Genomic DNA, 13,447 nt, shown 5'->3' on the forward strand with positions numbered 1-13,447 from the left:
CCGGGAGAGGACGTCGCACGCCGAGATGTGCAGAACCGTGTGATGAGCGGTGACGGCGCAGGTCAGGAGGCGTCGTGGTGATCCGGATCAACGAGGCAGAGCTGGCGCGGGTGTTGACCGGCCCCGGCGGGCCGGTGTACCGGGAGGTGCGTGCTGAGGCGCACCGGGTGCGGGCCTCGATCGCCCGTCACGCCCCGAAGGACTCGGGGAAGATGGCGCGCTCGTTCCTGGTGCGCATGAGCGCGGTGCCGGGCCGGTCGGTGACGGCGACGGTGTACACGCGCTCGAAGGTGGCGACGTATCAGCAGCGCGGGACGCGCCCGCACGGTCCGGTGCGCGCGAAGGTCCTGCGGTTCAAGCCCAAGGGGGGTGGCGGGGTGGTGTTCACGCCGTGGGTCGATGGTGTGCCCGCCACGCACTTCATCACCAAGGGCCTGTTGTCTGCGGCGAAATGGCGGGTGCGCGTGGAATCCTGACCACCAGTCACGCCCGATTTCTCCAGGTATCGGGCGATTCCACCGATAGGAAGGCGCCCGCCATGGCGAAGGACACGGACCTCGTCTACGAGACCACCGAGCGCGTACGCGTTCGCCCCGAGAAGACGTTCGTGTTCGACGGACGGGAGATCACAGCGACCTGCCCCAAACAGGCCGTATGGGCTGACCTGCTGGCCGCCGAGGACGAGGACGCCACCGACTCCGAGGTGTTCCGCGCGGTGCGCACGTTCCTGCTCACGAGCCTGGACGATGACGACTCCCAGTGGTTCCGCCGCCGCCTGCGCGATCGCCGCGACAGCCTGGAGTACGACGACATCGCCCCGCTGCTCCACGACCTGATCGAGATCTGGGCCCCGTACATGGAGGAGCAGGCCCTCGAGGTCGGCACCGAGGACGTCGCCGTACCCGCCGACCGGCGCCGCCCGGCCAACCCGGCCAAGCGCACCCCCGCCAAGACGCCTCCCAAGCGCGGCGCCGCTCGCCGCTCGCCCGCCCGCCGCGCCACCTGATCCGGAGGCCCCGTGGATCCGTTCACCTTCTGGCCTGAGGCCCCCCTCGACCCGCCCGTCACGGTGCTGGTCGACACTCAGGCATGGGTGTGGGATCTGCCCACCACCGAGTGGATCGGGGCATGGGCCTCCGCCGCGTTCGTCCACCTCGCCGTCATGGGCCGCGACCCGCGCGGCCGCCCCGGCGGCCTCCTTGAGCGTCTGGCCGACCCGCGCGATCCGTTCGACCTCATCGACTGCCGCGACCTGTCCCACCAGATCACCCAGGCCGTCACCGGCATGTCCTGGCCGCGCGCGGTGCGCCTGGCCCGCCTCGCCGCCGGGGCCTGGCCCATCCTCGACGCCCGCGCGCACTTCGACCCGCTGACCGCCCCGCCGCGCCGCGTCATGTCCCTGGCGCTGCGCCTCAAGCTCGAATCGGCCGAGGACAACGACGGCGCGCGCGCCATGGCCAAGCGCCTGGAGTCCCCGCGCCACATCCCCGGCTGCCCGCAGAAGCGGCGCCCGGCGAGGCGCGGACTGCCCATCACCGGGGACCTGTCCCTGCTCGGCATCACCCCCGACCCCGCCCCGCCCGAGCCCGCACGGAGTGTGCCGGCCCGGCCGCGGTTCGTGGTCGGCGAGCCCGCGCCCTGGCCTGACGACGACGGACCCGAGGAGTAGGCATGGGCAGGATCGGGACCGAAGAGGTCGAGATCAGGGCGGACGTCACCAAGTTCCGCCGCGACCTCCAGCGCGCCACCCGCAGGAACCGGGCCACGGTCGAGGTGCGGGCGAACATGCGGGAGCTGCGCGCGGACGTGCGCCGGGCGACGCGGAACCTGTCGGTGAAGGCGAAGATCGTCCCCGACTTCTCCGAACTGCGGCGGCGGCTGCGCGGCCTGCGGCTGAGTGCGACGGTCAAGCTCAAGGCCGACATCAGCGAACTGCGCACGCGGCTGGCCCGCTACACGCCCTCGCTGCGCGTCAAGCTCACCGTTGACGCCGCGTCACTGGCCGCGCTGCGCGCCCGGCTGGCGCGGATCAGACCAACGATCCGTGTCCGGCTCCAGCCGGACACGGGTGGCCTTCGGATCCCCGGCGGTGCGGGGGGCGCCGGGATCCGGGTACCGATCCACGCCGACGGGCGCGGGTTCCTCAACGAGATCAGCTCGCTCGGGCGGGCCGCGTCGTCGATCCTCACGTCGGCACTGAAGTTCACGTCGATCGCCGGGGGCCTGGCGGTCCTGGGCACACAGGCCGCCGTCACCACCGGGCAGATCGTCGCGTTCGCGGCCGCGCTCACCCCCACCATCGGCATCCTGGCGGCCGCGCCCGCGTCGCTGGCGGGTGCGGCGGCCGCGTTCGGCGCGCTCGCCCTGGCCGCCGACGGGGTGAAGCGGGCGTTCAAGCCCTTGCAGGGCGAGTTCGACGCGTTGAAGGCGTCCGCGTCGAACGCGATCTTCGCCGAACTGTCGGCATCCCTGACCGGCCTCGGCCCGGTCCTGTCCAGCCTGCGATCCGGGCTGACGGGCATCTCCACCGAGTGGGGGCGCGCGGGCGCGGCCGCCATCAACTACATCAAGTCCGCCTCGGGCGTCCGCTCCATTACCTCGATCCTGGAGGGGTCACGGCAGGCCGTAGCGGGGCTCGCCGCCGGGACGCAGCCTCTGGTGAAGGGGTTCCTGGACGTCGGGGCCGCGGTCTCCGACGCGTTCGGCGATCGGCTGAACGCGGGGATCGAGAACGCGATCGGCGGGCTCGGGCGGTGGATGAGCGCGGCCGCGGAGTCGGGCGACGCGGTCCAGTGGGTCGATACCGCCGTCGCGACGTTCCGACAGCTCGGCAACGTGGTCGGGAACCTCGGCGGGATCTTCTCGTCCGTGTTCGGGGCCGCCCGTGTCGCGGGCGGCGACCTGCTGGGCACCATGGGGCAGGTCACCGCGTCGGTCAACGTCTTCCTGAAGTCGGCTGAGGGACAGACCGCGCTCGTCTCCCTCTTCCAGTCCCTGAACGAGCTCGGCACCCAGATGGGGCCGATCTTCCGTCAGCTCATCACCACCATCGGGCAGATCGCGCCCGTCGTCGCCGATCTGGCGGTCGCCATCGGTCCGGGGCTGACCGCCGCGCTGGCCGGGTTCGGCGCTGGCGTACAGGCGTTGGGCCCGGGTCTGGCCGTGCTCGGTGGCTCCGTCGGCAACCTCATGGCTGTTCTGTCTCCCATGCTGCCCCTGGTGGGTCAGCTCGCCGGGGCGTTCGCCGGGCAGCTCGGCGGCGCGATCAATCAGCTCGCCCCCACTCTGCCCCCGCTGATCGATGCGTTCGTCCAGATCGGCGTGCAGCTCCTGCCCCTGGTGCCCGCGTTCGCGCAGGTCGCCGCGCAGGTCATCACGTTCGCCACATCCGTTCTGTCCGCGCTGGGTCCCGTGGCGCAGTGGATCGGCGACAACGCGCAGCTGGTCGCGACGCTGGCGATCCTCGTACCCGCCCTGATGAAGACCGTCGCGGCGGTGCGGGCGCTGTCGCTGGCCATGGCGGTCAATCCGGCGACGATCGTCACGGCCGGGATCGCCGCCCTCGCGATCGGGCTCGTCGTGCTCTACCAGAAATCCGAAGGCGCGCGGAACGCCATGAACCAGCTCGGTCGCGCGTTCGCGTCTCTGTGGGACGTCGCCGGGCCCCTCGTCGAGATCCTCCTGAACGTCGCGGGCGGCCTCGCCAAGCTGATCGTCATCAAGCCGCTGATCGCCGCGTTCACGATGTGTGCCAAGGCCGTGCAGCTGTTCGCCGACGCGCTCGGGTGGGCCCGCGACCGGCTCTCGGACCTCAACGATGCGACCGGTGGCGTCCTGGGCCGGATCCCGATCGTCGGCGGCCTGTTCCGGGGCGCGGGCAAGGACGCCGAGGAAGGCCTCGGCAAGGGCAGCGAGGCGGCGGGCAAGTCCATCGACGACCTCGGGTCGAAGATCGACGCGTTCTCGGCCGGGTCGATGGAGTCGTTCATGCAGGTACCCGGGCAGGCCGGGGCGGCGATGGAGGGTATCGGCCCGGCCATCAACGACCCCCTGACGCAGGCCTTGCAGAACGCGCGTATGACGTCGGCGACCGGTAACAGCGCGATCGCCGCCGAGTTCGGGCAGGTCCCCACCAGGGCGCAGACGGAACTGTCCGCGTTGCAGGATCTCGTCGGCAACACCCTGTCGACGGCGCTCGACCAGGGCAAGGCGATCGCACAGGTCAAAAACGGGGAGATCGTCACCACCTTCGGGCAGCTCACACCACAGGTCGAGGGCGAACTCGCCAAACTCGCCCCCGCGTTGACGCAGCAGTTCAACTCCGCCGTCGCAGCCGGCGACCGGGCCACCGCGGCCGCGCTCGTGCCGCTGATGGACCAGTTCCTTCAGATCCCGCCGCAGGCCTCCGAGCGCCTGGCGCCCCTTCAGGAAGGTGTCCGTGCCGCGTTCCAGGCGGCGATGACCGGCGCCGAGGGCGCGGTGACGATGGGCAAGGGCGTGCTGCTGCCCGAGTTCGCGAACATGCCTTCGCAGGTCGCCACGAACCTGTCGGCGATCCCCGAGTCGATCCGGTCGCCGTTCGCCACGGGTATCGGTGCGGCCGGTCAGGAAGCGGCGCAGGCCCCCGACATGCTGACCAACCCGTTCGGGTACGTCTCCGGGCTGATCGACACGGCGATGTCGGGGGTGCCGTCCTCGATCGCCAACCCGGTCAAGACGGGTGCAGGTCAGGCCGCCGCCGACGCGTCCGGCGGGCTGCCCGGGATCGCATCACCGTTCTCCGGACTGCCGGGGCAGATCTCGGGGAACATGTCGACGGTGCCCCCGGCGATCGCCGCGCCGATCAAACAGGGTGTGGGGGACGCGCAGGCCAACGCGCAGACGGGGCCGATCGTCTCGCAGTTCTCGGGGCTGTCGGGGCAGATCAGCGGCGCCCTGGCAGGGGTGCCGGGCGCGGTGTCGGGGAAGTTCAAGACGGCCATGTCGACGTCGGTCGCCGCGGTGTCGGCCGGGGCCGGGCGGATCCGGGCGGCGTTCGCCGCGATCCCCGGACAGGTCAACTCAGCGATCACGCCGATCAGCGGGCGGCTGTCGAAGGTCTTCAAGGACGCCATGTCGCGCTCGTACTCGACCGTGAACTCCGGGGCGTCCAAGATCCGGGGGCGGCTGGCGAAGATGCCCGGCGAAGCCGCCTCGGCGACCGCCGGACTCAAGGGGCGGCTGAACTCGCAGTTCACCTCCGCGATGTCGGCGGCGCTGGGAACGGTGAACTCCTACGCCGGGCGGATCCGCTCCGCGCTCGCGTCCATCAACTCCGCCGTGGCGGCGACGAACTCGAAGGTGTCGAACATGAAGGCGCCCAAGCGGGCGGCGAACGGGATGATCGTGAACCGTCCCACATTCCTGGAGGCCGGGGAGGCCGGGCGGGAAGTGATCGTGCCCCTGACGCGGCCGCGCCGGGCGCGGGAGCTGATGTACGCCTCGGGGGCGGCGGACCTGCTGCTCGGCGCACTGCCAGCGCAAGGCCGCGGCTCGGCGCCGTCCCGTACGGGCGGCGGCGCGGGCGCCGACGGCGGCGGGTCGCGGGGGCCGCTGGTGGGCGCGGTGAACATCCACACGCCCGCGCAGGACCCGGAAGCGGTCGCGATGGCCACCGTGGCGCGCATGGCCCGGCAGATCGCCTAGGACGGGGAGAGAACGAGATGGTGTACGAGGGATACCTGGAGTTCAGCGGGGTGCGGATCGTGGACAACGCGCTCGTCCACAAGCTCGCCGCGGACACGGGGCTGGCGGATGTGCTGCGCTGCGACTGCCCGGAGGTGCCCGCCGATGTCCAGTGGGCCGGGCAGGCGGTGGGGGAGCCGCCGTGGTGGGACGACGGCGTGCCCGCCTCCCGGGACTTCCTGGGCCTCCACGGCTTGGAGATGACGGGCATGTCGCGCACGACCAGGCGGCGCACGACACGACCGTACGCGCACCACGGCTCGGCGCTCTCGCGCTCGCACGCCGCGCACCGTGAGATCGGGGTACGGGTGCTGGCGCTCGCCACGAGTGATGCGGGCATGTCGTACGGCATGTCGTGGCTGGCCTACATCCTGGAGGAGGCCTCGACGCGGCCGGACACCGTGGCGGTGCCCTCGATCGTCGACACCGTGCGCCCCTCGTGCCGGGGCGGCGTGGTGCGGGTGTCGGCGTACACGTGCAGCAACGCGGCTGACGGGGCGTCGGGCCCGGACGCCCAAGGGGTGCGGACGCTGTATCAGGTCGGGCACCTGGAAGGGCCCGACGAGCCGGACACGGTCGCGCTCGGCATCTCGGGGGTGTGCGATCCGCTGGGGTGTGAGGGGCAGCTGTCCGAGCTGACGTTCACGCTCGCGGCCGGGCGCCCGTGGCTGTACGGGCCGCCCAAGACCCTCGCGGAGCAGCTTGGGTTCTTCACCCCGACGTTGTGGCCGTGCCAGGGGTGGACCGAGCACGTGCCCGGTGTGGAGGGCAACGACATCGACTGTGAGAAGACGGTCGCGGACGAGTGCGTGCAGTGGGTGCCCGCCGAGTCGGGGCTGTGCGCGGGTCCCGCCTCCTGCGACAAGGAACGCTCGAATGTCCTTCAGCCCGACCAGACGACGGGCACCGGGACGAACACCCACGGGTGGGCGACGGTCGGCGGCGGCACCCTGTCCGTCGTGGACGGCCGCATCACCGTGACCGGGCTCCCCGCCGGGGGCCGGGTCGCGTTCAAGCACCCCACCCTGCCCGGGTGGCCCGTGCTCGGCGGCCACACGGTGACGTTCACCACCGCCATGCCCGCCACGGTGGCGGCCGCGGTTCCCGTGCTGCGGTTCCTGCGGCAGGACGGCAGCGTGATCGAGGAGGCGCGGGGCACGCCGGGGGAGAACCAGCTCGAGGCGGCCGCGCCGAAAGAGGCGCTGTTCATGGTGCCGCAGGTCGAATTCCCCACCGCGCCGCCCGCCACGTTCCCAGTGGGCGGGGCGGAACTCCTCGCGATGGCGCCGTCCCCGCCGCCGGGCGCGCAGTGCGACCCCGACCCCTACCAGCCGCGCCCGGTTCCTCCGGCCACGCTGCCGGTGCCCACCGACCCGAGCGCGTGCATCGCGACGATGAACCCTGCCTCGGCGGCGGTGCGGGTGCATACGGGCAGTGTCCCGGAGAACGCCCGCCTGTCGCCGACGATCATCATCACGACCGGCGCGAAGCCGTTGCGGAAGCTGTCCATCTCGATCTACCGGTCCACGCCCGGCGGGGCGTGCATCCCCGACCAGCTCGACGAGTGCGACATGGTCGCCCAGTTCGGTGTCCCGTGGCTGGGGGCCGGGACGGTCCTGACGATGGACGGCCGTACGGGGACGATGTCCAAGCGGTGCCCGGACGGATCGGTCGTGGACGACGTCGTCGTCTACAACGGGTCGGGGCGCCCGCTGCGGGAGCTGCCCACATTCAGTGGGGCGGAGGCCTGGTGCATCGTCGCGCTCGCGGAGCGCGGCGCGGTCACCGACCCGATGGCCATCACCGCGACCATGACCGTGCTCGCCTCCCCGCGCCTGGAGGCGGCGTGAGCCTGAACCCGTCCGAGGGCATGTTCCCTGCGGTCCGTCAGATCGGGTGCCCCGAGGAGTACACGGTCGTCCTGCACTACCGGGGCGGCCCGGCCGCCGGGGGCGTCGTCGCCACCCTCACCGACCCGTTGAGCGTGGAGTGGACCCGCACCCTGGACAAGGTCTCCATGTGCGACGTGACGCTCGTCAAGCCGGTGTGCGGGGCGCTACTCAAGGCCCTCGACGAACGCGTGGTGGACCGCCCGGAGTGGGCCTACGAGATGGCGGTCTACCGGGGGCAGGCCGATCAGCCGGTGTGGTGCGGGCCGCTCATCATGTTCACCGAGACCCGCGACGACATCACCCTGCACGCCGAGGACTTCATGGCGTGGCTCAAGGTCATGCCCGTTCCTGCCGACTACCGGTTCACGGGCAAGGCGGCGATGGACGCCTCCGATCTGGCGTTCTGGCTCATCAGCGGCGCGCTCGGCCTCGCCGACCCCAACGTGCTGCCGTACGTGCGCACGGCCCCGGCCGGGATCCTCGCGACGCGGCGGGGGCAGGCCTACACCGAGTCGGCGTGGACCGGGGTGGAGGCGCTGGCGCGCGATCACATCGACATCTGCTGTGTGAACCGTACGATCCTGATCGGCCCCGAGGGCGGCGGATCGTTGGCGGGCCGCGTGCTGCGCTTCACCGATGCGGACTTCTCCGGGGAAGGTCCGACGATCGAGTCGGACGGGTACGCCGCGGCGACGATGGTGACGGCGAAGGCGCAGGGCATCCAGGGCGCGGCGAATTCCATCACCCGCAACCGGTGGGGCGAAAAGTGGGCGGAGGCCTACCCGCAGGACGTTGGGGTCGGGAACCCCGACGAGTCGAACCGGGCGAACACCGTGACCATCGGGAAGGTCGAGAGCGGGTGGCGCGGCCTGGTGTGGCAACTCCTGGCCCTGTCGGGAACCAGGTTGACGCCAGAGCTCACCGCGACGGCGCAGCGCGGCTACCAGCGGGCGAAGATCCCCGAGTTCCTGCGCATGTCCAACGCCGAGCTGGGCCCGCTGGCCCCGGTGGCGATCGAGGAACTCATCCCGGGGTCGCGGATGACGGTCGCTCTCGATGAGACGTGGATCCGGCCCGTGTCGACACCGCTGCGCCTGACCGAGGTGCACGTGGTGTTCAACGCGGAGGGGGAGAGCGTGAAGATCTCCGCTGAGCCGGTGTCGGTGCGCGTCGAGGACCCCTCGGACGACACCGGCGCCGACGACGATGACGAGGAGAGCTGATGCGTACGCGTTCGCTGTCCGGCACCCGGGATGAGGCCGCGCTCCCCGAGCGTCTGGCCCGGCTGTCGGAGCGCCTGGACACGCTGGAGGACCCCGATGTGGCGGTGGCCGGGGGCGGGTTCGTCATCGTCCCGGACGCGGACCGCGACGGCGTCCTCAACATCGAGACGTCGGATGGGAAGAAGTGGCAGATCTTCCCGCCGCTGGTGCTGCCCGAGCAGATCGAGGACCTGGTGGAGGTCACCACCCCCATCACCAAGACCATCGCCCTGACCCGGGGGAGCGGGGAGGTGACCGTGACGCGGGTCGGCAGGCGTGTGCACCTGTCGGGGCGCGTGCACCTGACGGTTCCCACGAACACCGGCGTGGAGGTCGGGGCCGTGCCGGGCGGGTTCCTGCCCGCGCGGCCGCAGGACGCGGGCGTGCGGGGGTCGGTGTGCTTCCCGGTGGCCTGCCAGTGGGGCGGCTGGGACCCGGTGGCGCGCTGCGACATCAGCATGGGCTCGGGCACGATCACGCTGCGGGCCCGCTCGGGTGTCGGTATCGACTCCGACCGGGGCACCGTGTCGGTCAGCGGTACGACCGGGTCGGGGGGCGGCCACACCCACGGCGACACCGCCAACACCGACCTGAAGCACCGTCACAAGTACGACACCCCCGCCAAGGACACCACTGAGGCGCTCGGCAACCACAAGCACGGCACGACCGGGGTGGGCGGGCACACCCACTCCTTCTCGGGCAGTTCCTCGGGCACGTTCGCACGCAACGTGCAGCTCACCACGAAGAACGACGAGTTCCCGACCTGGTTCGACCTCGACGCGTGCGCGTGGGACACCGACGACAACCAGCCGCAGGTCCCCCAGTGAGGAGAGGTGATCGGCCATGGCGTCGATGATCGGGTGCATCGGCCCCGAGTTCGACCTCGACGGCAAGCAGCTCGTCGTGCTCGGCCCCGTCCGCAAGGACCGGCCCGCCAGCGGCGGGCAGTCCTCGGGCCTGTACTCGGACGCGGCGGGCATGCGCCTGCAGACCGCGCCCGAGACCGTTGAGCGGGTCGCGCAGAGCGGCCCCTCGGACGAGGTCGTCTCGATCGCCGCAGGGGAGTCCTACCGGCTGCCCGCGTCCCCGGTCGTGGTCGCCAACCCCTACCCCGACCGCCCGTATCTCATCACCGGCCGGTGGATGGTCCAATGGCAGGTCGAGGTCCCCCAGCAGCACGGCACCGTGTGGCTGCGCGCGGAGCCGGCACGGTATGCCTCCGAGCGTCCGCCGGTCGCTTTCGCGTTCACCGCGGGCTCCCTGACCGGCACTCAGGAGTGGGGCGGGAGCGGGGTGTGGCCGGTGACGGAGGTCCTCAACCCCGCCGAGCGCCTCGTCCTGCACCTGAACGGCTACCTGGTGAACGAGACTCCGGCCACGGTGCGGCTGACGTTTCATCACCTGGTGTTCACGGGTCTGGAGTGCCCGCCCGCCTCGGGGCATCCGATCCCGACCGTGGGCCAGGTCGCGAACAAGCTCACGGGCCAGACCATCGGCGAAGTCGCCGCCTCCCACACCGGCAAGACGCTGGCCGACGTCGTCGAGGAATGGAGCACCTGATGGAGACGACCCCGAAGTACAAGATCCCGTACCTGACGGACGCCGACAAGATCGACGACTGGCCGCCGTACTACAAGCAGCTCGCCGAGCGCGTCGAACAGGTCATCAGCGAGCAGGTCACCACCCCCCTGAAGTACGCGACCGCCAACCTGGGGGAGCTGAACGTCACCACGACCGGGTGGGTCACCCCGCCCACCGAGGGCCTGGCGCGCACCGACCCGTTCACGATCGGATCGGACAACATCACCGTGACCCAGGACGGCGTCTATCAGGTGCTGGGGACCCTCCGGTTCGGCAACGAGGCGACCGCCGGGAACATGTACGCCCGCTGCTACACCGTGCACACCGGGGTGTATGGCGGGTTCGAGGCGACCGCGAAGGGGGTCTCGGGCATCATCACGCTGAACGTGTCCGGGATCCTGAAGGCCGGGGCGGTCGCCAAGCTGCAGGTTCAGGCGATGTCGGGCAAGGCGAAGAACCTCGCGGGGACGTTCACGATGATCCGCCTCGGGGACGCGCCGTGAGCACCCCCGCGCCGCCGGACGCGCTTCCGGCTCCGCAGGCGCTGCCCGACCCGAACAAGTGCCTCCAGCCGACGATGGGCACCGGCCCCGACAAGGAGCTGCGCCTCCGCATCGATGGGAGCACGCCCGCCTACCCGCCGCTGCGGCGCGGCATCTACCTCGACCCCAACCGTGGCCTGTGGTCGGATCCGGACCCCGAGGCGGAGTGGGGCACGGCCGAGCTCGTCCAGGAGGCGGTGAACGTCGAGGCGGCCACGACGTGGCCCATGCCGCCGGTCACGCTGGCCGCGAAGAACAAGGGCGGTGTGAGCCTGGTGGCGCTCGGCACGCTCACCGTGCAGATGCGCATGGAGGCGAACCAGTCCTCGGGCCTGGTGCGCGTGATGGGCGCGGTCGGGGTGAACACCTCTCCCAGGGATGGGCGTCTGCTCGGGGTGCTGTCGGCTGCGTCCGGGAGGGCGTCGGGCACGTACGCCGTGGCGTTCCCCCTCACCGTGCCCGGGTTCGGCACCTCCACGCTCACGTGCCGTGTGTGGGTCGCCAACACGACCCGGCAGCCCGTCACGCTCACCGCGGCGGCCGCGCGCGTGGAGTTCGCGGGCGTCTCACGTAAGGGGGACAGCGGTGCCTGATCCGGTATCGATCTCGCGGGAGTTCACCACCGACGACGACGGGAACCTCCGCGTGCGCGCCCCGGTCCGTGAGTGGCCCTATCCGGTGCCGTTCGCCGACAACGGCCTGAAGTGGGACGAGAAGGGGCTGTGGGTGTACGAGGCCCCGGCCATGCACCCGATCCGCCAGCGCTGGGACGCACCACGGCAGGACACGATTCCGGCCGGGGAGTCGAAGGCGTATCCGCTGGCCCTGACGTGGACCAACCCCGGCGAGCGCCAAGCCGTGGTGTCTCTGCTGTGGGCGCTGCGTATCCACGCCACATCGCAGGCGGCGGACGCGAACGCGTCGTGGGACGTCGCCTTCCGTGATCCGGAGCGGCCGCTGATGGAGGGTGCGAGCCACACCCTCGCGGTGAACGAGGGGCCCGTCGAGGGGGCGTGGGTGCCGCTCGCGCTGCCCGCCCAGACCGTCGAAGCGGGGGCAGTGTTCTCCTCGGCGCCGGTGTTCACCGTGACCAACCATGCCGTTTCCGCTCTCACTGTCATCGGGTGGACGGTGCGCGCGGCCGGTATCGCGATCGAGGGAGGCGCCTGACATGGCGTTGAACTGCTACGGCAAGGGCCTGGTGGCCAAGGACGGCGTCCTGGACGTCAAAGGGCCCGTCAATGCCCGCTGGCCGCTGAAGTCGCCGCAGTCGGTGGCGAACGGTCTGCGGATCGATGACGGCGGCGGGATGTGGGTGCACGACTACCAGCTGCGCGGCATGCAGCCGACCCAGATCGCGCCGGACGATGAGCGGCTGATGATCACCGGGGCGCAGGTGTCGGGCACCAACCGCTACTGGCTGTCCCAGGTGTACCGGTGGGACGTGCGCAACGAGGACACCGGCGCGGACCTCGTCGTCAACGGGTCGTGCTGGATGCGCGGGGTCCACCGCGGCCTTGCCGCCAACGGCTACATCGAGCCGCTGGTGTGGGCGCGGGAGGTGCCGCCGCCGTCCTCGGGGTCGAAGTGGGACCGGATCACCGGGCAGCGCTCCGTGTTCGACAATCAGCTGTTCTGGTCGGTGACCGTGCCCTTTCAGCTGGTCATCGCGCCGGGGGAGACCGGATCGCTGCACCGGGCGGTGGGGGCGTGGGTGCAGAACGGATACGACTGGAATCCGGGCGTTGACTCCTACGTCGACCTGACGGCGACCGTGCGCGCAATCGGGTTCCTCGCGCAGCCCAAGCCGACGGGGCCGGGTTCCCCGGCCGCACTCTAGGAAGGAAGGCGGGCATCGTGCCTACGACGATCTGCACCGGCCCGGCGTTCGGCGTGGACGCGCGCGGAGATCTCCAGATCCGCCAGCCCCGCCCGCTGCCGTGGCCGTACGCGACGGACATCGCCGACGACAACGGCCTGATGATCGACTCCCAACAAGGATTGTGGGTGCACCCGCAGGAGTCGTACGCGATCTGGCGTGACGGATACCAGGTCTCCCCGACGAACGGCCCTTTGAACGCTGGGCAGTTGATGATCGCCGCCTATGACGACCTGGTCATCACCAACCGCACCGGGGTGCGGATGTGGGCGCACGTCCTGATGCTGTTCCGCTCGTACGTGAGCATGCCCAAGGAAGGCCACGGGGGGTCGAACGCGAAGGTCTGGTACGACAGCGAGCCGGAGCCGGGGTGGGGGCCCGCGAACGAGATGGTGTCGACGACGGCCGCGCGGGCGTTCATCTGCCGCGAGAACTTCGTCCTGGACGCCTCGACATGGGTCGAACCGAGACAGACGCGGGTGATCCACACCCGGCACATGTACCGCAACTACGACGGCGGGCAGCAGACCGTCCGCTCGATGGAGTGCCGCCCCTCCGGGGTCACCC

The 13,447-nt window shown here is 71.2% G+C and carries 13 protein-coding genes; all 13 read left to right on the plus strand.

The annotated features are described in order from the left end of the window. Positions 1-74: 74 nt before the first annotated feature. Entirely contained in the window at positions 75-476 is a 402-nt protein-coding gene (locus tag ACIO9J_RS43175; protein ID WP_402011358.1) for a hypothetical protein, read from the plus strand. Positions 477-538: 62 nt separating this feature from the next. Then, the gene (locus ACIO9J_RS43180; protein WP_402011361.1) at positions 539-1,006 is read left to right on the plus strand and encodes a hypothetical protein; all 468 of its coding nucleotides are present in this window, start codon (positions 539-541) and stop codon (positions 1,004-1,006) included. A 12-nt stretch (positions 1,007-1,018) separates the two neighbouring features. Continuing rightward, entirely contained in the window at positions 1,019-1,669 is a 651-nt protein-coding gene (locus ACIO9J_RS43185) for a hypothetical protein (RefSeq protein ID WP_402011364.1), read from the plus strand. Positions 1,670-1,671: 2 nt separating this feature from the next. Beyond that, on the plus strand, positions 1,672-5,685 hold the full coding sequence (locus ACIO9J_RS43190; RefSeq protein ID WP_402011367.1) for a hypothetical protein: 4,014 nt from the start codon (positions 1,672-1,674) through the stop codon (positions 5,683-5,685). 17 nt (positions 5,686-5,702) lie between these two features. Then, a complete protein-coding gene (locus tag ACIO9J_RS43195; RefSeq protein ID WP_402011370.1) occupies positions 5,703-7,574 on the plus strand; it encodes a hypothetical protein in 1,872 nt (623 codons plus the stop codon). Then, entirely contained in the window at positions 7,571-8,839 is a 1,269-nt protein-coding gene (locus ACIO9J_RS43200) for a hypothetical protein (RefSeq protein WP_402011372.1), read from the plus strand. Before ACIO9J_RS43195 ends, ACIO9J_RS43200 begins: the two co-directional genes overlap by 4 nt. Further along, a complete protein-coding gene (locus tag ACIO9J_RS43205; protein WP_402011375.1) occupies positions 8,839-9,705 on the plus strand; it encodes a hypothetical protein in 867 nt (288 codons plus the stop codon). The genes ACIO9J_RS43200 and ACIO9J_RS43205 overlap by 1 nt, the downstream gene beginning before the upstream one ends. 16 nt (positions 9,706-9,721) lie before the next feature. Further along, positions 9,722-10,438: a hypothetical protein gene (locus tag ACIO9J_RS43210; protein WP_402011377.1), complete on the plus strand. Its 717-nt coding sequence runs from the start codon at positions 9,722-9,724 to the stop codon at positions 10,436-10,438. Continuing rightward, complete coding sequence (locus ACIO9J_RS43215; protein ID WP_402011380.1) at positions 10,438-10,962, plus strand: hypothetical protein; 525 nt, start codon at positions 10,438-10,440, stop codon at positions 10,960-10,962. The genes ACIO9J_RS43210 and ACIO9J_RS43215 overlap by 1 nt, the downstream gene beginning before the upstream one ends. Continuing rightward, positions 10,959-11,594 (plus strand): hypothetical protein, encoded by a 636-nt coding sequence (locus ACIO9J_RS43220; protein ID WP_402011383.1) that lies wholly within the window; start codon positions 10,959-10,961, stop codon positions 11,592-11,594. The genes ACIO9J_RS43215 and ACIO9J_RS43220 overlap by 4 nt, the downstream gene beginning before the upstream one ends. Next, positions 11,587-12,171 carry a hypothetical protein gene (locus tag ACIO9J_RS43225; RefSeq protein ID WP_402011385.1) on the plus strand — a complete coding sequence of 195 codons (585 nt, stop codon included), beginning with the start codon at positions 11,587-11,589 and terminating at the stop codon, positions 12,169-12,171. Before ACIO9J_RS43220 ends, ACIO9J_RS43225 begins: the two co-directional genes overlap by 8 nt. A 1-nt stretch (position 12,172) precedes the next feature. Beyond that, positions 12,173-12,841 carry a hypothetical protein gene (locus ACIO9J_RS43230; RefSeq protein ID WP_402011388.1) on the plus strand — a complete coding sequence of 223 codons (669 nt, stop codon included), beginning with the start codon at positions 12,173-12,175 and terminating at the stop codon, positions 12,839-12,841. 17 nt (positions 12,842-12,858) lie between these two features. Then, positions 12,859-13,447: hypothetical protein (locus ACIO9J_RS43235; RefSeq protein ID WP_402011391.1), on the plus strand; the 589-nt coding region annotated here is incomplete at its 3' end.

The sequence above is a fragment of the Streptomyces sp. NPDC087300 genome (assembly GCF_044744425.1).
Lineage (GTDB): Bacteria > Actinomycetota > Actinomycetes > Streptomycetales > Streptomycetaceae > Streptomyces.